Raw genomic sequence first — 18,503 nt, 5'->3', positions numbered from 1 at the left:
ACGCAATTTTCTGACCGAAAGGCCCTGCCCCATGTCCTTCCGCATCCAGCCTGCCGCCCCGGCCCGCCCCAACCGCTGCCAGTTGTTCGGCCCCGGCTCGCGCCCGGCGATCTTTGAAAAGATGGCAGGATCGGCGGCCGATGTCATCAACCTCGACCTAGAGGATTCCGTGGCCCCCACCGACAAGGACAGCGCCCGCGCCAATGTCATCAAGGCCATCGGCGAGGTCGACTGGGGCAACAAGACCCTGTCGGTCCGGATCAACGGGCTGGACACGCCCTATTGGTACCGCGACGTCGTGGACCTGCTGGAACAGGCGTCCGAGCGGCTCGACCAGATCATGATCCCCAAGGTCGGCTGCGCGGCGGACATCTATGCCGTCGATGCGCTGGTGACGGCGGTGGAACGCGCCAAGGGCCGGACCAAGCCGATCAAGTTCGAGGTCATCATCGAAAGCGCCGCCGGCATCGCCCATGTCGAGGAGATCGCCGCCGCCTCGCCGCGCCTAGAGGCCATGAGCCTCGGCGCCGCCGATTTTGCCGCCTCGATGGGCATGGCGACCACCGGCATCGGTGGCACGCAGGAAAACTACTACATGATCCACGACGGGCAAAAGCATTGGTCAGACCCCTGGCACTGGGCCCAGGCCGCGATCGTGGCCGCCTGCCGTACACATGGCGTTTTGCCCGTGGACGGGCCCTTCGGCGACTTCAGCGATGACGAGGGGTTCCGCGCCCAGGCGCTGCGCTCGGCCACGCTGGGCATGGTCGGCAAATGGGCAATCCACCCGAAACAGGTGGCCCTGTCCAACGAGGTCTTCACCCCCACCGATGAGGCCGTGAACGAGGCGCGTGAGATCCTCGCGGCGATGGAAACGGCCAAGGCAAACGGCGAAGGCGCCACCGTCTACAAGGGCCGTCTTGTCGATATCGCCTCGATCAAGCAGGCCGAGGTGATCGTCCGCCAGGCCGAGATGATCGCCGCCAACTGACCTGACGGGCCGGGCCTTCTGGCCCGGCCCTACCCTGCCCGGGTCTGACCCGCCTTGCGCAGCCGTTTCAACAGGGCCGTCTTGGCTGCGCCCAGCGCCGCATCGTCCAGGTGAGACCGGTTGAGCGCCAGCAATTCCGCTGCTGCCTCTGCCGGCTGCACGTTCTGCCGTGCCAGCGGCAACAGTCCACCACGCGACACGCCAAGCCGGTCCAGTGCCACGCCCAGCGGTCCAAGCGGATCGGTGCCGCACGCCTCCAACCGGGTGCAAGATACGTCGGCCTGCCTGCCCAGCCTTTCCGCCACCCTTGCCACGATGGCATCCAGCTCTGCCGCATCACGAAAGCCTTCGGCGAATTGCTCTGGCCCCACAGTCAGTCGCTGGCTGCGCAGGAGTTGCCAGTAAAGACTTTGCAGCCAGGCCTCTGGCGCGCGGGTTGTGAACCAGACCGACAGCGAAAGGTCCGGCACCTGACGTGCCAGGACCTCGACCATGTGCCCCAGCAGTTCTGGCGCGGTTGCATAGGTGGTGACGGATTTCCGCCCCGGCAACAGACCGCAAAGGTGTTCCGAACTGACAAACAGCGGGCGCGGATCTTCCGGGTCGACGCGCTGCGCGAACCCGGCCACCGCGTCGCGAAACGCCGCAACGCGATTGGCATTGATCCCCACGGAGACACGCCGCGCGGCGAAGTTCAGCGGCTCGATGTCATGCGGCAAGACAAGACGCAGGCGCGGCGCAAGGGTTTCGCGCTGTGCGTCAGCCCCGCGTTGCAGGCTGGTGGTGCCCGTCTTGTGAAAGCCCGGATGGATCAGTACCCGCATGCCCTGCCCCGTTCTGCCCTGATCGTCCCTTCCCTAGCGGGACCCGCCAGAGCGCGACATGCTGCGGGACAGCTCAAGCCCGCTCATCCTTGGGCGATCCCATGACGACATAGGACGTCAGCGTGCGGACCTGCGGCAACGCCCCCAGGATGTCGGTATGGAAATGCTTGTAGGCGGCCAGGTCTGCCACCTCGACCCGCAACAGATATTCCACCGGCCCGGTGATGTTGTGACACTCGCGCACCTGGGACGCCGCCGCCATCGCCTGTTCAAAGGCCAGTTGCGACGGCTTGGTATGCTGGTTCAAGCCGACGGTGATATAGGCGGTAAAGCCGATACCGCGCTTTTCGGCGCTGAGCACCGCGCGATAGCCCCGGATCACCCCGGTCTTTTCCAGCGCCTGCGTGCGGCGCAGGCAGGCCGATGGCGACAGCCCCACCCGTTCGGCCAGGGCCAGGTTGCTCAGCCGCCCGTCGGCGGAAAGCTCTCGCAATATATTTCGGTCAATGGCGTCCATTTCTATCATCAATTGCAAAAATAGACAGAAAGCGCTGCATTTCGCAATCATATCGCGCGCTATCTCCGCAAATATTGCGTCATGACACCTGACCTACTCTTTGCCCTCTCGCTCTTTGCCGCCGCCACCGTGTTCTCTCCCGGTCCGAACAACCTGATGCTGATGACATCGGGGGCGAACTTCGGCCTGCGCCGTACCCTGCCCCACCTGGCGGGTGTCGCCTACGGGTTTCCGCTGATGATCCTGCCGGTGGGCCTGGGCGTGATGCAGGTCTTCGAGATCTGGCCCTTTGCCAACACGCTGCTCAAGGTCGTCTCGGTCGTGTACCTGCTTTGGCTGGCATGGAAAATCGCCAACCAGGCAGCACCGGGAGAGACGGGCAGCAATGCCCGCCCCCTCAGTTTTATGCAGGCGGCGGCCTTTCAATGGGTCAATCCAAAGGCCTGGTCGATGGCCTTGGGCGCGATCACGCTTTATGCTGCCAGCCGCGACCTTGTCGCCGTGGCCTGGGTCTCCGGCACCTACGCCGTGATCGGCACCGCCTCGGCCGTGACTTGGACGGTGCTTGGCACAGGTCTGCGCCGCTGGCTGGATCACCCCGGACGGCTGCGCCTGTTCAACTGGAGCATGGCAGCGATCCTGCTGGCCGCGATGGTGCCGGTGCTGTTCGGCTGACGTCAGCCCAGCAGGGGCACATGGATTTCGGTCAGCAGCGCCTCGGGCGGCGTATCGGTGGGATCGTTCAAGTAGACCTCGAACGAGGGGCTGTCCGCAGGCATCCGACCGGATTCGGGCAGCGCCACGCCATAGGCATGGTCCCAGGCCGCCGGCAGACCCGCATAAGCCCCCTTGAAGGTCAGAACGAGGTGATCGCCGTCCGGCAGGGGAATGTCCTGCAAGTCCTCGGGCATGGCAAAATCCTGCTCTACCAGGATGCCCGCGGCGCTGCGCAGGTCCGGCTCTGGCGTGTCCGCGGGCGAGTCGTAGTAGATGGCGGCCATACCGCGCGCCTGTGGCCACAGCCCCCTGGCTGAGAAAATCGCGGCCAGTTCGGTGAAGGCGCGGGCGATCTGGTGATAGTCCCCCTTATGCGGCAGGGCCGCCAGACGCGCGGGCGCGCAGTTGCGGATTTCGACAGGATACATGGCGGGGTCTCCTTTGCGCAGGGTAAAGGTCATGCGATCAGCCTGTCCGGCGGCGCGGAAGGCCAGCGGCGTGATGCCGTAGTGCGCCTTGAAGGCGCGGTTGAAGCTCTGGGCATTGGCATAGCCCACGCGGGCGGCGATCACCTCCACCGGATCACCCCCCTGCACCAGCCATTTGCCGGCGCGGTGCAGGCGCAGCCGACGCACGGCCTGCGCCACGGTTTCGCCGGTCATCGCGACGTAAACCCGGTGAAAGTGAAACCGCGACATCGCCGCCACATCCGCCAGCGCGTCCAGCGAAAGGTCGCCGTCGGGCGTGTCGACGATATAGCGTGTGACCCTGCGGATGCGGGCCTCATACGTGGCAGCGGGGTGGTCATGTCTGGTCATCACGGGTGTCCTCTGTCTGCCGGGACCCTAGACCGGCCCGCTGCGACAAATCTTGCTTTATTGCATCCCGCGCGCGGCGAGGCCATATAGCGCCCTGCAAGGAGACCCGGATGACTCATTACCTCGACTTCGAAAAACCCCTGGCCGAAATCGAAGGCAAGGCCGAAGAACTGCGCCGCATGGCGCGTGACAACGAGGAAATGGACGTGGCGGCAGAGGCTGCCGCGCTCGACCGCAAAGCCGAGACACTGCTCAAGGATCTCTATGCCAAGCTGACGCCCTGGCGGAAATGCCAGGTCGCCCGTCACCCCGACCGGCCGCATTGCAAGGACTATGTCGAGGCGCTGTTCACGGAGTTCACGCCGCTGGCCGGCGACCGCGGCTTTGCCGACGACCACGCGGTCATGGGTGGCCTGGCCCGTCTGGACGATCGTCCGGTGGTGGTGATCGGGCATGAAAAGGGCAACGACACCAGTTCGCGGATCACCCGCAACTTTGGCATGGCCCGGCCCGAAGGCTATCGCAAGGCGATGCGCCTGATGGAGATGGCCGACAAGTTCGGCCTGCCGGTGGTCACGCTGATCGACACGCCTGGCGCCTACCCCGGCAAGGGGGCCGAGGAACGCGGCCAGTCGGAGGCCATCGCCCGGTCGACCGAGAAATGCCTTCAGATCGGCGTGCCGCTGGTCTCCGTCGTGATCGGCGAAGGTGGATCCGGTGGCGCCGTCGCCTTTGCCACCGCCAACCGGGTCGCGATGCTGGAACACGCGGTCTACTCGGTGATCTCGCCCGAGGGCTGTGCCTCGATCCTGTGGAAGGATTCCGACAAGATGCGCGAAGCCGCCGAGGCCCTGCGCCTGACAGCGCAGGATCTCTACCAGCTTGGCGTCTGCGACCGGGTGATCCCCGAACCGCTGGGCGGCGCACACCGCGACAGCGAGGCCTCCATCGCCGCCGTGCGCAGCGCGATCAGCGGCCTTTTGGGCGATCTCGACGGCATGTCGCGCGAAGACCTGATCCACGCCCGCCGCGACAAGTTCCTGAACATGGGGTCCAAGGGCCTGGCGGCCTGAACCTCAGCCTTTGCCGTTGCCCTGGGAATTGCAGCCGCGGCGCCTGTTTCTGCGCAAAGCTGTCTTCAGGGCTACAACGTCGACCCGGCCAAATCGCTGCCCGCGACTCCGGTCCCCGGCCTGTACAGCGGCTGGAGTTGCGTTGCCGCCGAACGCTATCGCGAGGCGCTGTTCGTCGACAACGAGAGCCGCATCAAGGCCGCCGACTTCCAGAGCCTGAGCGCCTGGCAAGCCCAGCGCGCTGTGCTGGCCGACAAGTCGGCCCGGGCCGAGACGCGGTTGCGCGACGCCAAGACCGGCGAAGCGCGCAACCTGGCGATCAGTTCCACCCTGAATGCGGTTGGCGCGACGCTGATGCTTTATGGTTGTCCCGCGGCCCTGACGGGCGCGGGCGGGGTCTCCTGCGTCGGCGGATTGGCGGTGGCAGGCGTCGGCCAGCTCTATTTGGTGCTCACCACAGGCGGCTCGGCCGAGATCGCTCTGGACGCACTGAACGACACGCAGGAGCTTCTGGAAGGGCATGACAGCATGCCCGCGGCGGAACTGGATGCCGCGCTGCGCAGCTTTGAGACGGAATTCGAAGCGCTCTGCAGCCTCGTCCGCCAGAACTGCCTGCGCTGAGCGCGTAGGCGAAACAATTTGCACGCGCTCGTGACGATGCGTCAGGGTTTTGTCGGGTGACAGGGGCGCCTGCGTCCCGGCACTATCCTTGGTATGGAGCTACTATTCGCATACGGGGCCGGGCTGCTGACCCTGATCAATCCCTGCGTGGTGCCGGTGCTGCCTATCGTCATCGCCACCGCCCTGCAGGCCAGCCGAGCTGGCCCGCTGGTCATGGCGGCAGGGCTCAGCCTGTCCTTCGTGGTGCTGGGCGTCGGGGTCACGGCCTTTGGCCATGCGCTGGGAATCGGCGTCGACACGGTGTCCCGGTTTGGCGCCGTGCTGATGGTATTCTTCGGCCTGGCGCTGTTGCTGCCGCAGGCGGCAGGCATGCTTGAGACGGCCACCGCCGGCCTGTCGGCCCGTGCCGATGCGCAGATGGACCAAATTGACCGGGGCGCATTGCGCGGGCAATTCCTGGGCGGGGTTCTGCTGGGCGCCGTCTGGAGCCCCTGCATCGGCCCGACGCTGGGCGGTGCCATTTCCCTGGCCAGCCAGGGGCAGGATCTTGGCTGGGCCGCGCTGATCATGCTGTTCTTTGCGCTTGGTGTCTCGACCCTGATCCTGGGACTGGCCTATGGCACGCGCGGCGCGGTCGGCCGCTACAACAGCCAGTTGCGCGCCCTTGCCGTCCGTGCGCGCCCGATCCTGGGCGCGACCTTCGTGGCCGTGGGGCTGGCGCTTTTCTTCAACCTTCATCACCTGGTCGAGGCCTGGCTCATCGGCGTCTTGCCGCCCTGGTTGATCGACCTTTCCGTTTCCCTCTGACCCAAACCCCAAGACACGGACCCACAAAGGAGCCTTCTCATGGATCGCCGCCACTTTCTGACCCTGACCGCCGGAACGGCCCTCGCCCTGCCCCTTGCCGCCCGTGCGGCACCGCTGGCCTACGAGCCCGGCCTCGTGACCACGCACCTGGACAAGGGCGAGACCGTCTTTCTGGATTTCAAGGCCAGCTGGTGTTCGACCTGCGCCGCGCAGGAACGTGTCATCAATGCCCTGAAGTCGGAAAACCCGGACTACGAGGCGCAGATCACCTTCATCGACGTGGATTGGGATGAACATGGCCGCTCTGAACTGGCCCGCTCGCTGAAAATCCCGCGTCGGTCCACGCTGGTTGTCCTGAAGGGGCAGGCGGAACTGGGGCGGATCGTCGCGCAGACCTCGCGCGCGTCGATCAAGGGGCTGATGGACACCGCCCTGACCGCGGCGATGGCCTGAAGCCGGGCGGGGCCTCAGGCCCCGCCATCCGCCTTGCGCACAGCGCGCACGGCCAAGAGCGTGACCACCGGGCCGATCAGTTCGAAGACCACGGTGGTTCCGATGGTCAGGGTCAGCAGGATGTCCCCGACCGCCGGCATTTCTGCCGCGGCGACCAGGGCCATGCCCACCGCGACACCGGCCTGCGGCAGCAATGCCGGGCCGATCCAGCGGCGTTCCGGGCGTGTCAGCCCGCCGAACAGGCCGCCCAGCCATCCCCCGGCAACGCGTCCGAGGATCCGCAGGATCACATAGCCCAACCCGATCCAGCCAACGGCAGAGAGTGCATCCAGCTGCATCGACGCCCCGGCCAGCAGGAAAAAGAGGATCAGGAAAGGGCGCTCGACCATCTCGATCTCGTGGAAGGCGCGTTCGTGGTGTTGCGCACGGTTGGCAATCACCGCCCCCGCCGCCATGCCCGCCAACAGAAACGACACCTCCAGCCAGAGCGCCAGCCCGGCGGTCAGGAAGACAAGACCCAGCGCCTCGATCCGCGTCGGCTCGCCCGGGCGCAAGCGCCCGGTCAGAACGGCACCGGGCAGGCCGATGACCAGCCCAAGCACCAGCGCGCCGCCAACCTCCCAGAGGGCGACGAGCAACAACCCGGGATCAAAATCACCAATGGCGACGGCCTGCGCGGCCACTACCGCCAGGGCAAAGACCATCATCCCCCAGGCGTCGTCGATGGCGACGATGCCGCGCAAGGTATCGGCAAAATCGCCCTCGCCCCCGGCCTCGCGCAGGGTTTCCTGCGTGGCCGCCGGGTCGGTCGCCGTGGCCACTGCGCCGATCAGGATTGCCAGCTCTGGCGGCAGACCCGCCAGCCAGAGGCCCGCGGCCACGACCACCATCGTCGCCAGCACCACAGCAACGGAGACCGTCAGGATCGCCCGCCCGTGCGCCGCCACCTTGTCACGGCGCAAGGACGACCCCAGCAGAAAGGCCACCATCGTCAGGGCCACGATCGACAGCGGTTCGTACCAGAGAATCGCCGCCTCCGGCAGCAGCGCCAATCCGGACGACCCGATCAGCACGCCGATGACCAACAGCAAGGTCACGCCGGGCACGCGCGTCCGCCTGCCGAGTGCGTCAGCCGCGAGCCCCGCCAGGAACAAGACGCCCAGCGCGATGAAGACCGGTCCGAATTCCATGGGTCTTTCATGCCGCATCGCGGCAAGCCTGCCAATGGGGCGCGTTTCAGCCCGCCAGCATTCGCAACCCTTGCGTCACGTCCGAGCGTACCGCCAGCCGCAGACCCGGCTCGTCGCCCGCCTTGAGCGCCGCGATGATCAGGCGGTGATATTGTGGCGGTTCCGACCGCCGCAACCGACCGTAAAGCGCCCGCATCGTCGGGCCCAGTTGCAACCAGACGGTTTCCGCCATCGCCAGCATCGCGGGCGCCTGGGCCCGCAGGTAAAGCGTACGGTGAAACTCCAGGTTGGTGCGGATATAGCCTACCGAATCTCGGTTCGACACGACGTCGGCGATGGTGGCATTGATGGTCTGCAGCCGGTCGATCAGCGCGATATGCGCGCGCGGCAGGGCGCGCGAGGCCAGCTCGACCTCGATCAGGGCACGCAGGGCGGCCAGCTCCTCGATCCGTTCGTTCGACAGTTCGGGCGTGGACACCCGCCCGGACGAGGACATGGTCAGCGCCCCCTCGGCCACCAGACGGTTCACGGCCTCGCGCGCCGGGGTCATCGAGACATCGAATTCCCGGCCGATGCCGCGCAGGGTCAGCGCCTGACCCGGCGCCATCTGCCCGTGCATGATCCGTGTGCGCAGCCCGCGATACACGCGGTCATGGGCGGAGGCGGCGATCTCTGGTTTGGGTGCGGCTTGCATGGCTCTTTTGTGATCACATTTTCGACGCCGGTCAATGGCCCGCAGCCGTCGGTGTGCCCGCGTTAACCCTTGCAGGCGAAACGGGCTACACGGCGGATGTGAATCAAAGTTATCTTCAATTTAAGATTTTTCCGACGGTTCCGGGGGCGGGCCCTGGACTGTACCACGCACCGCTAGAGAGTTTGTCATGACCCGTACCGCACCGATGTCCGCCTACAAGACGCTTGGAGTCACCCCCGAGGACGATTTTGCCACCATCCGGCGGGCATGGATCAGGCTGGTCAAGGCGAACCATCCCGATGTCACCGGAGGCGATCTCGAGGAAGGTACACGCATGCTTGCCGAATTGAACAACGCCTATGACGCCCTGCGTTGGCACAATCCCGAAAAATTGCGGATCATGAAAGAGCGTGAGGCGCGGGAGCGGCGCGACGAAAAAGGTTGGCGTGCGCGTCGGCGCAAGGCGCAGACACAGGGGCCCCACGGCGACAGCGCGCAGGCCGGTCAGCCATCGCAAGCCCCGCGCGAGGCGGCACCGCAGGCCGCCGCACAGCCCCGGCAAGAGCCGCCTCAATACGAACGACGTGAAACGCTTTGGGCCAGCTTCGTCTCCGCCCAGGCAAAGGAGCGGTTCCGGGCCGGTCAGCGCCTGTGCACCGCCGCGTCACAGGTCGACCCGCGCAAGATGCTGCGCCGCGCCTGACTGGCCCGCCCGCGCGGCATCAAGCGGTCAGTCGAACCGGTATCGGTGCAGCTCTGCTCCGTGTTCCTTCAGCCACTTTCGGGGACTGCGCCAGTCGCCATAAAGCGCCTCGACCTGCCGCCAGAAGGCCGGGGAATGATCCATGTGCCGCAGGTGCGCGACCTCATGCGCGGCGACATAATCCAGCACCTCGGGGTGGCCCAGGATCAGCCGCCAGGAATACATCAGGCCACCATCATGGGTGCAGCTGCCCCAGCGCGAACGCGTATCCCGTAGCGTCAGCCGACTGTACCCCCGCCCGAGCCGAGCCGAATAGCGGTCAGAGGCCTCTGCCAGACGGTCGCGCGCCCGTGTCCGCAGCCAGCCCTTCAGTCGCGCCGCCATCCGCTCCTCGGGGCCGGGCACCAGCAACACGCCATCTGATTGTCGCACCTGGCGACCGCTGCCGCCGCGCACCTCGTGCAGGACGCCTTCGACAGGCACGCGCGCGCCCGGGCCGACGGCCACCGGCCCCGACACACCGGCGAGGTGCCCGCGCAGCCAGCTTTCCTTGGCGCGCAGAAAGGCAAGCCCCTCGGCCTCGGGCACCTTTTGCGGCAGGGTCAGCGTGACCCGCCCGTCCAGCTGCGAGATTCGCAGGGACAGGCGGCGGGCACGCGCCGACCGCCGCAGGACAACCGCAACCGGAGGGTTGCCAGCCAAGGTGATTTGCCCCATACGCCCCCTGCCCCGCTGCTTGCTGTCAAAGCTTTTGACATCCCTCACCTGATATGGCAGGGGGCGTGGATTGTCGACAGACACTGAGAGTTGAAGGGGATCACCCATGCCCAAGGAAGAATGGGGCACCAAGCGTGTCTGCCCCACCACTGGCAAGCGTTTCTACGACCTGAACCGCGACCCGATCGTCAGCCCCTACACCGGCGAGGTGGTCAACCTCGAAACCGGCAAACGGAGCATGATAGCTGCGGATTCGGCGGATGCGGCCAACAAGTCCAAGGCCAAGGAGTCCGAGGAAGAAGTCGACCTGATCGACGACGATGACGTCAACGTCGATCTCGACGACGACGATGTTCTCGAGGATGAGGACGACGACAACGTTTCCCTGGACGATATCACGGACGTCTCGAACGAAGACGACGACTCCTGATCGATGGTCACCAGCGCAGAACACGGCAACGCCGGTCGGTTTCTCCGACCGGCGTTTTTCTTTGTTTCCTCCGCCGCGCGGGTCTCTCCCCAAGCTCCGCGAGGAAATTCTCTCTCCGCCGCAATTTTCCGCTTGATCCCATCGGCAGCAGGGCGTAATCACCCGCGCACGGCGCCGCTGGCGTCGCCCGGGAATGGGGCCTTAGCTCAGCTGGGAGAGCGCTACAATGGCATTGTAGAGGTCAGGGGTTCGATCCCCCTAGGCTCCACCATCCCCCTCCAATCAGACGACAAAACGCCCTCAGACCGAGGCGAAGCAGCCCAAGGCTGGGCCGTGAACACCGATGTCCAGCGGTCCGAAATCACTGTCGACACACAGGCTGAAATACCCCGCCTTCGGCAGGAAGAGCACCGAATAGGCCCCGTTCGAACGGGTGACACTGTAACAGGTGTCGGTCAAGCCACCGCTGAAATTGACGGTGATGGGACGCGGGCAGCGCACGCGCATCCGCGCGAAATCCTCAAGCAGCAGCCGGTCCCCCCGGCTTGCCACCGCAAAGTCCGCCAATTCCTCGTCGACAAGCCGCGTCACATGCGCGGGCCAATCCTGCTGGGTCATGGACGTCAGATTAAGGCGCGACGCACCAGGTTCAAGCCCGCGACCAGCAGGACCAGCAGGGTTGCCCGGCGAAAGGCACGCTGGTCGATCCGGTTCTGAACCCGCGACCCGATCCACATGCCGGCCAGTGCCGGTGGCACCAGCGCCAGCGACAGCCAGACCGTCGCCGCGTTCAGCACGCCCGAGCCAATGTGCGCCAGTGTCAGCGCCACGGCGCCCAGCCCGTAGATCACGCCCTGCACGCGCATCTGTTCGCGCTTTTCGGTGCCCATCGCCGTCAGGTAGGCGACTGTCGGTGGTCCCCAGACGCCCGAGAACCCGCCAATGAAGCCGGCGAATACCCCGATCCCGATTTCCAGCCCCCGGTGCCCTTCGCTTGCGACGCGCGGTTGCCAGCCAGCAAGCTGCAGGACCGCGAAAAGGGTGATCGGTGCGCCGATCATCAGCAAAAGGACCTGCGCCGGCAGCACTGCCACCAGTTGCGCGGACAGCAGCAGCATCACGCAGGCAACGGCCAGGAAGACCCGGAACCGGCGCACGGATTGGATGGCCGCACTTGGCCCCTGCGCCAGCGCCTGAAAACCATTTGTCACCAGCGTCGGCAGGATCAATCCCGCCAAGGCCAGTTCCGGCGCCACCAGACTGCCAAGGCCGGAAACGAGAATCATCGGCATTGCAAAACCGACCAGCCCCTTGATCACTCCGGCAAGCGAAGCAATTCCCAGGGCAAGAAGCACCGTAAGCGGGGTCAGGTCAGCAAGAATTCCGGGCATGACGGCCTCTTAGCATGTCCTGCCGCGACCGCACGCGGATTCATCAGCGCGCAACAAATGAACAATACCGCCGCACCTCAGGCATTTTTGTTGCGCTGCACCTGCAAAGTAGCTAGGACCGTCGAGAAGATGTATGCTGACCCTGAATTCTGGAACGCATGTTTCACTATACGCGCAATGGGGTGGCCACGCCAGCCCGCTCGGCGACAAAGAGAGAGGACCTGTTGAATGGCGCATGACGGACAAGACCTGAGCCTTGGCAGCGTGATTCTGCCCGATCTTCTGACCCTGACCGGAGACTCGATCGCCCCGATCGAAGGCATCCTGAAAACCGCCCGCACCCATGTCCGGGAAACGGTGGTGGCCGATGGCCGCGTGTCCGGCGCGCTGGTCGAACAGAACCAGTTTGCCGCTCACGGGCTGGCCTGGCTGGCAACCTACGTCGAATCTCTGCGCCAGATGCAGGCCTGGGCCAAGCGCCTGGAAAGCGAAGGCACCTTTGGCGAGGTCGAACAGCTGATCCACCAGATTGCCTTCGGCGAGTACCTGTCGCAGATCCACGGCGGCATCCAGATGAACCAGGGCGAGATCGTGCGCCTTGCGGACATGGGCCTGAACCAGGACGAACGCCGCGCCATGCTGACCGACCAGGTCGAACACCTCATGCAGCACGGCAACAACCCCGGCGCCCGCACCCGCCTTGTGCAGCTGATGGAAGAACGCCAGGCAGAGGTCACGCATGGCCGCACCGGGCTGGACGAAGAGCTGGAGATGATCCGTGACCAGTTCCGCCGGTATGCCGTGGAAAAGGTCGAACCCTACGCACATGAATGGCACCTCAAGGATGAGCTGATCCCGATGGAAATCATCGAGGAGCTGGCGGAAATGGGTGTCTTCGGTCTGACCATCCCCGAGGAATACGGCGGCCTGGGACTGTCCAAGGCCTCCATGTGCGTGGTCTCCGAGGAACTCTCGCGCGGGTACATCGGTGTCGGATCCCTGGGCACGCGGTCCGAGATTGCCGCAGAACTGGTGATCGCGGGCGGCACAGAGGAGCAGAAGCAGAAATGGCTTCCGCGCTTTGCCAGCGGTGAAACTCTGCCGACCGCGGTCTTCACCGAACCCAACACCGGCTCCGACCTGGGCTCGCTGCGGACGCGCGCGGTCAAGGACGAGAACGGCGACTACAGCGTCACCGGCAACAAGACCTGGATCACCCATGCGGCGCGGACCCATGTGATGACCCTGCTGGCGCGGACCGATCCGTCGACGGACAACTACAAGGGCTTGTCGATGTTCCTGGCCGAGAAGATCCCCGGCACCGACGAAGACCCCTTCCCCACCGAGGGCATGACCGGCGGCGAGATCGAAGTGCTGGGCTATCGCGGCATGAAAGAGTACGAGCTTGGCTTCGACGACTTCAAGGTCAAGGGAGAGAACCTCCTTGGCGGCGAAGAAGGCAACGGCTTCAAGCAGCTGATGGAAACGTTCGAATCCGCCCGCATCCAGACCGCCGCGCGTGCCATCGGCGTGGCGCAGGCGGCACTGGACGTCGGCATGCAATATGCCATCGACCGCAAGCAGTTTGGCAAGTCGCTGATCAACTTCCCCCGGGTTTCGGGCAAGCTGGCGATGATGGCAGTGGAAGTCATGATCGCCCGCCAGTTGACCTATTTCTCGGCCTGGGAAAAGGACCACGGTCGGCGCTGCGACCTCGAGGCCGGCATGGCTAAGCTGCTGGGTGCCCGCGTGGCCTGGGCCAATGCGGACAATGCGTTGCAGATCCACGGCGGCAACGGTTTCGCGCTGGAATACACGGTCAGCCGCATCCTGTGCGACGCCCGCATCCTGAACATCTTCGAGGGTGCCGCCGAGATCCAGGCACAGGTGATTGCGCGTCGCCTGCTGGCCTGACCGGCGCCCGGTCCCGGAGACAAAGGCCCCGCCACGTGGCGGGGCCTTTTGCGTTTGACACCACATGATCCGGATCAAGGACCGCTGCAACGCGGCATGCTCTTGGGAGCCGAACACATCCCAGGAGATCAATATGTCCTTTACCGAGAAATTCGCCGAAACCCGTAACAACCTGCGCAACCTGCGCAAGGCGATCCCCGACACCTTTGCCGGTTTCGTCACGATGGAAAAGGCGGCCAGCGCGGACGGCGTGCTGAGCCACAAGGAAAAGGAACTGATCGCGCTTGGCATCGCCGTGGCGCTGCGCTGCGAGGATTGCATCACCAGCCATGTCGGGGCCTGCCACCGCGCCGGCGTCACGCGCGAGGAAATGGTCGAGGCCCTCGGCACCGCCATCCAGATGTCGGGCGGACCGGGCCTGATGTATGCCTCCAAAGCCCTTGCCGCCTTTGACGAGGTGTCCGCCGGCACCTGAGACGGGCTGCGGCAGCCTGCCGCGACGGAAACACATTCCGCCATCGTTATATGAATGCAATTTCAGACAACGGATGGATCCGATGACCAGATACCTTGCTCTTGCCCTAGCACTTGCCCTTCCCAACACGCCCCTCCTTGCCCAGCAGGGGCAGCCCGGCGCCCATTTCGTCGAGAACTGGGATCTGGACGGGGATGGCAAGGTCACGGCCAAAGAGGCCGCCGAGCGCCGCGCCAATGTCTTTGCCGCCTTCGACGCCAACGAGGACGGCTTTCTCGACGCCGAGGAATATGTCCTGTTCGACGAGGCGCGCGAGGCCGATATGGCCGCGCAGGGCAACCACGGCCGGGGTGCCATGAAACGCACCGCCGACGGCATGCTGCTGGAACGCAACGATGTCGATGGCGATGGAAAGGTCAGCCTGGAGGAATTCACAGGCACCGCCGCCGACTGGATCGCCTGACTGGACGGCGACAAAGACGGCGTCGTGACCACCGCCGATTTTGGCCGCGGCATGGGCGCGGGCAAGAACTGACGTTTCGCCGCCTTGCCCCCGTGACGCAAAAGTCTGCGCGCAGGGGCAAGATGGTCGACTATACCGCTGAAACGTGATCCTTGGCTGGCAGGGATCATCGCGAAAGAAGCGTCATGTCAGCCAGGCCGGACAAAGTGGTTCTTGCCGTTATTGTCAGCATCGTGGCCATCGTCCTGTTCGACCTGATGGGCCTTCTCATCAAGCGATTGTCGCCCCACTACGGCGCGGCAGAACTTTCGGCCTACCGAAACATCTTTGGCCTGCTACCCAGCGCGATCGTCCTGTGGATGAACAGCACCTGGCGAAACGGAGGTCGACGGCTGGGCATTCGCCAATGGCAGCTTGCAATGGCACGGGGCGTGGCCGTCACTTTTGCGCAGTACCTGTTCTACCTGTCGCTTGGCCTTATGGCTTTTGCCACCACAACCACGATTTCCTATTCCACCGCGCTGTTCACGACTGCCCTTTCCGTCCCGCTTCTGGGCGAACGTGTCGGCCTGATCCGATGGTCCGCGGTCGCCCTGGGCTTTGTCGGCGTCATGATGATCATGCAGCCGGGCACCGCCGGTTTTTCATGGCACATGCTGCTGCCGTTCGGCGCGGCGGCGCTTTATGGGTTTTCCGGCGTTTCCGCGCGCCTGATCGATCCAGAGGTCCCGCCCCCCCTGTTCAACCTGCATTCCTCGGCCGTCGCGGTGCTGGGATCGCTGACGCTGGCCCTGTCGGTTGGAGGGTTCACCCCGGTGGCCAACCTGCAGGACCTGGGGCTTATCGTGTTGATGGGGCTTTTCGGCGGCACGGCGGTGCTGTGCCTTGTCGTGGCCTACCGGATGACCGAACCCAGTAACCTGGCGCCTTTCAGCTATCTGGGGATACCCATCGCCTTTGGCTTGGGCTGGTTGTTCTTCGACGAGGCGCCAATCGACGATCTGTTGCCCGGAGCGCTGCTGATCGTCTTTGCCGGCCTGATGATCCTCTACCGGGAACGGCGCCTCCGCCGCACCGGTCAGAAGACAGGCTGACCCGCGCGAACCCCGCGCAGGTCAGCTTGGTGCAAGGGGGCCTCAGCCGCGCAGCGTGCCGCCGGTGGCCTTGGTCACCTTCTCGACGATCTTGGCGGCGACCGCCTCGATGTCCTTTTCCTTCAGCGTCTTGTCCGTGGGCTGAAGGCGCACCGTGATGGCGAGGGACTTCTTGCCCTCGCCCAGGCTGCCGCCGATGAACTCGTCAAAGACGCGCACCTCGTCGATCAGCGCCTTGTCCGCGCCCTGCGCCGCATTGACCAGCGTCAGCGCCTCGACATCCGCGTCCACGACAAAGGCAAAGTCGCGCTCGACCGCCTGCAGATCGTTCAGCACCAGCGCGGGCCGGGTCGCGCCGCTCTTGCGCGGCATCGGCACCTCTTGCGGCCAGAGCGTGAATCCCACCGCCGGTCCCTTGACGTCCAGCGCGGCCAGAACCTTGGGATGCAGCTCTCCGAAGACGCCCAGCACCTTCTTGGGGCCAAGGCAGAACTTGCCATGCCGCCCGGGGTGCCACCATTCCCGCGCCCCGCGCAGGATCTGCATCTTGGCAGGTGCGCCCATCGCGGCCAGCACCGCCTCGGCATCGGCCTTGGCGTCATACAGATCCACGGGCCGCGAGGCACCGTGCACGTCCTTTGGCCCGGTGCGCCCCACCAGCAGGCCGGTGACCTGCACATGCTGTTCGCCCGGCTCGCCGCCGTGGAAGGCATGGCCGACCTCGAACAGCGCCTGGTCCATGAAGCCCCGCGCCTGGTTGCGCGCCGCTGCCTGCAAGAGGCCCGGCATCAGGGCAGGCCGCATGTGGCTCATCTCAGAGCTGATCGGGTTGGCGAGCATATGCGCATCGTCACCGCCGCCAAACAGCGCCGCCGCCGCTTGGTCGATGAAGGTATAGGTCACGCATTCATTGTAGCCCAGCGCAGCCACGGTCCGCCGCGCGCTGCGCTCACGCAGTTGCATCGGCGACAGGACGGGACGGGTCACGCCATCGCTGAGGCGCGGCAGCGGCTTGCCCTGAAGCTTTGTCAGAGAGGCGACGCGCGCCACCTCCTCGACAAGATCGGCCTCGCCCAGCACGTCGGGACGCCAGGACGGCACATGCGCCATGTCGCCTTCCATGCGGAACCCCAGCGCCTCCAGCGTGCGGCGCTGCTCCTCGGCAGGGATCTCCATCCCCACCAGCGAGATGACGCGGTCCGTGTCCAGCCTGTAGGCGCGCGCGGTGTCCGGCACCTCGCCCGCAACGACAAGCTCGGAGGCCTCGCCACCGCAGAGATCGAGGATCATCTGTGCCGCATCCTCCATCGCCTGCAGGTCATACTCGGGGTCGATGCCGCGTTCGTTGCGATAGCGCGCGTCGGAGTTGATCTTGAGCGCACGGCCCGTGTGCGCGATCTGGATGCGGTCCCAGACGGCGGCTTCGAGGAAGACATTGGTCGTCTCCTGGGTACATCCGGTTTCCAGCCCGCCCATGATGCCGCCGATGGACTCGATGCTCTCGGCGTCGGAAATGACCACCTGCCCGTCAGAGAAAGCATAGGTCTTTTCGTCGAGGCCCACCAGCGTGTCGCCCTGTTTCGCGCGGTGGATGCGCAGCGTGTCACCCTTGACCTTGTCCGCGTCGAAGACGTGCAGCGGGCGGTTGCGGTCGAAGGTGAAGAAGTTGGTGATATCCACCAGGATGGAACGCGGGCGCAGCCCGATGGCACGCAGACGGTCCTGCAGCCAGGCCGGCGACGGGCCGTTCTTCACGCCCCGGATCAGGCGCCCGGCGAAGATATGGCAGCCGCCCTCGCCTTGCGTGTCCGCGTCGATGGTAACGCTGATCGGACAGGGGAACTGGCCCGCGACCTTTTCCACCTTCAGCGGCTTGAGCGTACCGAGACCGCGCGCCGCCAGGTCGCGCGCGATACCGTGCACGCCCAGTGCGTCCTGCCGGTTTGGCGTGATGGCGATCTCGATCACCGGATCGACCTTGGCCGGGTCGTTCTGTGCCAGCCAGTCGGTAAATTTCTGGCCGACCTCGCCCGAGGGCAGCTCGATGATGCCGGTGTGTTCGTCGCTGAGTTCCAGCTCGCGCTCGGAGGCCATCATGCCGTGGCTTTCGACCCCCCGGATGTTGCCCACCGACAGCGTCACGTCGATGCCCGGGACGTAGTCGCCCGGCTTGGCCAGCACCACGGTGATCCCGGCGCGTGCGTTGGGCGCGCCGCAGACGATCTGTTTCAGGCCTTCGTCGGTTTCCACCTTGCAGACGCGGAGGCGGTCGGCGTCGGGATGCTGTTCAGCCTCCTGCACCTTGGCCAGCGTAAAGGCGGAAAGCGATTTCGCCGGATCGACGACCTCTTCGACCTCGAGGCCGAGATCGGTCAGCGCCTCGGAGATCTCGTCGACCGATGCTTCGGTGTCGAGGTGTTCCTTGAGCCAGGAGAGGGTGAATTTCATCGCTTCATGCCCCGCAAATGCGTCACGTCGCGCCGTCCTTAGCGGATCGGGTGATGGGAGGAAAGAGGGCGGCGGTCCGCCAGCTGAAACCGCAGGCAAAAGGGGGCTCTGCCCCCTCGGCCTGCGGCCTTCACCCCCGGAGGTATTTTCAGCCCAAAGAAAC

At 65.3% G+C, this 18,503-nt stretch carries 21 protein-coding genes and 1 tRNA gene; 13 read left to right on the top strand and 9 right to left on the bottom strand.

Annotated elements, in window-relative coordinates; genetic code table 11:
• The first annotated feature begins 31 nt into the window (after positions 1 to 31).
• Positions 32 to 991, top strand: a complete 960-nt coding sequence (locus PVW46_RS03820) for an L-malyl-CoA/beta-methylmalyl-CoA lyase (RefSeq protein WP_043142122.1) — start codon at positions 32 to 34, stop codon at positions 989 to 991.
• Between the two features lie 29 nt (positions 992 to 1,020).
• Here PVW46_RS03820 and PVW46_RS03815 read toward each other — a convergent pair whose 3' ends face one another.
• Together PVW46_RS03815 and PVW46_RS03810 are read right to left on the bottom strand one after the other, a co-directional pair.
• The gene (locus tag PVW46_RS03815) at positions 1,021 to 1,815 is read right to left on the bottom strand and encodes a hypothetical protein (RefSeq protein ID WP_069208020.1); all 795 of its coding nucleotides are present in this window, start codon (positions 1,813 to 1,815) and stop codon (positions 1,021 to 1,023) included.
• Between the two features lie 73 nt (positions 1,816 to 1,888).
• Positions 1,889 to 2,341: an Lrp/AsnC family transcriptional regulator gene (locus tag PVW46_RS03810; protein ID WP_083242159.1), complete on the bottom strand. Its 453-nt coding sequence runs from the start codon at positions 2,339 to 2,341 to the stop codon at positions 1,889 to 1,891.
• Positions 2,342 to 2,413: 72 nt separating this feature from the next.
• On the opposite strand from PVW46_RS03810, the gene PVW46_RS03805 reads away from it, so the two are divergent.
• Entirely contained in the window at positions 2,414 to 3,007 is a 594-nt protein-coding gene (locus PVW46_RS03805) for a LysE family translocator (protein WP_069208019.1), read from the top strand.
• 2 nt (positions 3,008 to 3,009) lie between these two features.
• On the opposite strand, the gene PVW46_RS03800 is transcribed toward PVW46_RS03805, so the two are convergent.
• Positions 3,010 to 3,867 carry an AraC family transcriptional regulator gene (locus PVW46_RS03800; protein WP_069208018.1) on the bottom strand — a complete coding sequence of 286 codons (858 nt, stop codon included), beginning with the start codon at positions 3,865 to 3,867 and terminating at the stop codon, positions 3,010 to 3,012.
• A gap of 110 nt (positions 3,868 to 3,977) precedes the next feature.
• Here PVW46_RS03800 and PVW46_RS03795 point away from each other — a divergent pair, with 110 nt between their 5' ends.
• The 4 genes from PVW46_RS03795 to PVW46_RS03780 all read left to right on the top strand — a co-directional run bounded on the left by PVW46_RS03795 (position 3,978) and on the right by PVW46_RS03780 (position 6,821).
• Positions 3,978 to 4,940: an acetyl-CoA carboxylase carboxyltransferase subunit alpha gene (locus PVW46_RS03795; protein WP_069208017.1), complete on the top strand. Its 963-nt coding sequence runs from the start codon at positions 3,978 to 3,980 to the stop codon at positions 4,938 to 4,940.
• 243 nt (positions 4,941 to 5,183) lie between these two features.
• Positions 5,184 to 5,561 carry a hypothetical protein gene (locus tag PVW46_RS03790; RefSeq protein WP_069208016.1) on the top strand — a complete coding sequence of 126 codons (378 nt, stop codon included), beginning with the start codon at positions 5,184 to 5,186 and terminating at the stop codon, positions 5,559 to 5,561.
• Positions 5,562 to 5,654: 93 nt separating this feature from the next.
• Entirely contained in the window at positions 5,655 to 6,368 is a 714-nt protein-coding gene (locus PVW46_RS03785) for a cytochrome c biogenesis CcdA family protein (RefSeq protein WP_069208015.1), read from the top strand.
• A gap of 39 nt (positions 6,369 to 6,407) precedes the next feature.
• On the top strand, positions 6,408 to 6,821 hold the full coding sequence (locus PVW46_RS03780) for a thioredoxin family protein (RefSeq protein WP_069208014.1): 414 nt from the start codon (positions 6,408 to 6,410) through the stop codon (positions 6,819 to 6,821).
• A 14-nt stretch (positions 6,822 to 6,835) separates the two neighbouring features.
• On the opposite strand, the gene PVW46_RS03775 is transcribed toward PVW46_RS03780, so the two are convergent.
• Both PVW46_RS03775 and PVW46_RS03770 read right to left on the bottom strand, forming a co-directional pair.
• Positions 6,836 to 8,011, bottom strand: a complete 1,176-nt coding sequence (locus tag PVW46_RS03775) for a cation:proton antiporter (RefSeq protein WP_069208013.1) — start codon at positions 8,009 to 8,011, stop codon at positions 6,836 to 6,838.
• 46 nt (positions 8,012 to 8,057) lie between these two features.
• On the bottom strand, positions 8,058 to 8,705 hold the full coding sequence (locus tag PVW46_RS03770; RefSeq protein WP_043142144.1) for a GntR family transcriptional regulator: 648 nt from the start codon (positions 8,703 to 8,705) through the stop codon (positions 8,058 to 8,060).
• A 187-nt stretch (positions 8,706 to 8,892) separates the two neighbouring features.
• Between PVW46_RS03770 and PVW46_RS03765 the strand changes: the two genes are divergently transcribed.
• Positions 8,893 to 9,408 carry a J domain-containing protein gene (locus tag PVW46_RS03765; RefSeq protein WP_083242145.1) on the top strand — a complete coding sequence of 172 codons (516 nt, stop codon included), beginning with the start codon at positions 8,893 to 8,895 and terminating at the stop codon, positions 9,406 to 9,408.
• Between the two features lie 27 nt (positions 9,409 to 9,435).
• Here PVW46_RS03765 and PVW46_RS03760 read toward each other — a convergent pair whose 3' ends face one another.
• Positions 9,436 to 10,125 (bottom strand): M48 family metallopeptidase, encoded by a 690-nt coding sequence (locus PVW46_RS03760; protein ID WP_069208011.1) that lies wholly within the window; start codon positions 10,123 to 10,125, stop codon positions 9,436 to 9,438.
• A 106-nt stretch (positions 10,126 to 10,231) separates the two neighbouring features.
• On the opposite strand from PVW46_RS03760, the gene PVW46_RS03755 reads away from it, so the two are divergent.
• Both PVW46_RS03755 and PVW46_RS03750 read left to right on the top strand, forming a co-directional pair.
• On the top strand, positions 10,232 to 10,555 hold the full coding sequence (locus tag PVW46_RS03755) for a TIGR02300 family protein (RefSeq protein WP_043142153.1): 324 nt from the start codon (positions 10,232 to 10,234) through the stop codon (positions 10,553 to 10,555).
• A 195-nt stretch (positions 10,556 to 10,750) separates the two neighbouring features.
• Positions 10,751 to 10,826, top strand: a tRNA-Ala gene (locus PVW46_RS03750).
• Between the two features lie 29 nt (positions 10,827 to 10,855).
• Here PVW46_RS03750 and PVW46_RS03745 read toward each other — a convergent pair.
• Positions 10,856 to 11,173 carry a hypothetical protein gene (locus tag PVW46_RS03745; protein WP_069208010.1) on the bottom strand — a complete coding sequence of 106 codons (318 nt, stop codon included), beginning with the start codon at positions 11,171 to 11,173 and terminating at the stop codon, positions 10,856 to 10,858.
• 5 nt (positions 11,174 to 11,178) lie between these two features.
• Positions 11,179 to 11,946, bottom strand: a complete 768-nt coding sequence (locus tag PVW46_RS03740; RefSeq protein ID WP_043142158.1) for a sulfite exporter TauE/SafE family protein — start codon at positions 11,944 to 11,946, stop codon at positions 11,179 to 11,181.
• Between the two features lie 228 nt (positions 11,947 to 12,174).
• Here PVW46_RS03740 and PVW46_RS03735 point away from each other — a divergent pair, with 228 nt between their 5' ends.
• The 4 genes from PVW46_RS03735 (at position 12,175) to PVW46_RS03720 (ending at position 15,892) form a co-directional block, all read left to right on the top strand.
• Complete coding sequence (locus PVW46_RS03735) at positions 12,175 to 13,860, top strand: acyl-CoA dehydrogenase family protein (protein WP_069208009.1); 1,686 nt, start codon at positions 12,175 to 12,177, stop codon at positions 13,858 to 13,860.
• A 133-nt stretch (positions 13,861 to 13,993) separates the two neighbouring features.
• On the top strand, positions 13,994 to 14,335 hold the full coding sequence (locus PVW46_RS03730; protein WP_043142594.1) for a carboxymuconolactone decarboxylase family protein: 342 nt from the start codon (positions 13,994 to 13,996) through the stop codon (positions 14,333 to 14,335).
• An 82-nt stretch (positions 14,336 to 14,417) separates the two neighbouring features.
• A complete protein-coding gene (locus tag PVW46_RS03725) occupies positions 14,418 to 14,798 on the top strand; it encodes an EF-hand domain-containing protein (protein ID WP_069208008.1) in 381 nt (126 codons plus the stop codon).
• 185 nt (positions 14,799 to 14,983) lie between these two features.
• Entirely contained in the window at positions 14,984 to 15,892 is a 909-nt protein-coding gene (locus tag PVW46_RS03720) for a DMT family transporter (RefSeq protein WP_069208007.1), read from the top strand.
• Between the two features lie 42 nt (positions 15,893 to 15,934).
• Here the strand turns inward: PVW46_RS03720 and pheT are convergent, their stop codons facing one another.
• A complete protein-coding gene (gene pheT, locus PVW46_RS03715; RefSeq protein ID WP_069208006.1) occupies positions 15,935 to 18,340 on the bottom strand; it encodes a phenylalanine--tRNA ligase subunit beta in 2,406 nt (801 codons plus the stop codon).
• Positions 18,341 to 18,503 lie beyond the last annotated feature (163 nt).

Origin of the sequence: Mameliella sp. AT18 (genome assembly GCF_028807275.1) — a bacterium.
Classification (GTDB): domain Bacteria; phylum Pseudomonadota; class Alphaproteobacteria; order Rhodobacterales; family Rhodobacteraceae; genus Antarctobacter; species Antarctobacter albus.
The sequence above is the reverse complement of the archived record's forward strand: the minus strand, read 5'-3'. Positions and strand labels throughout refer to the sequence as shown.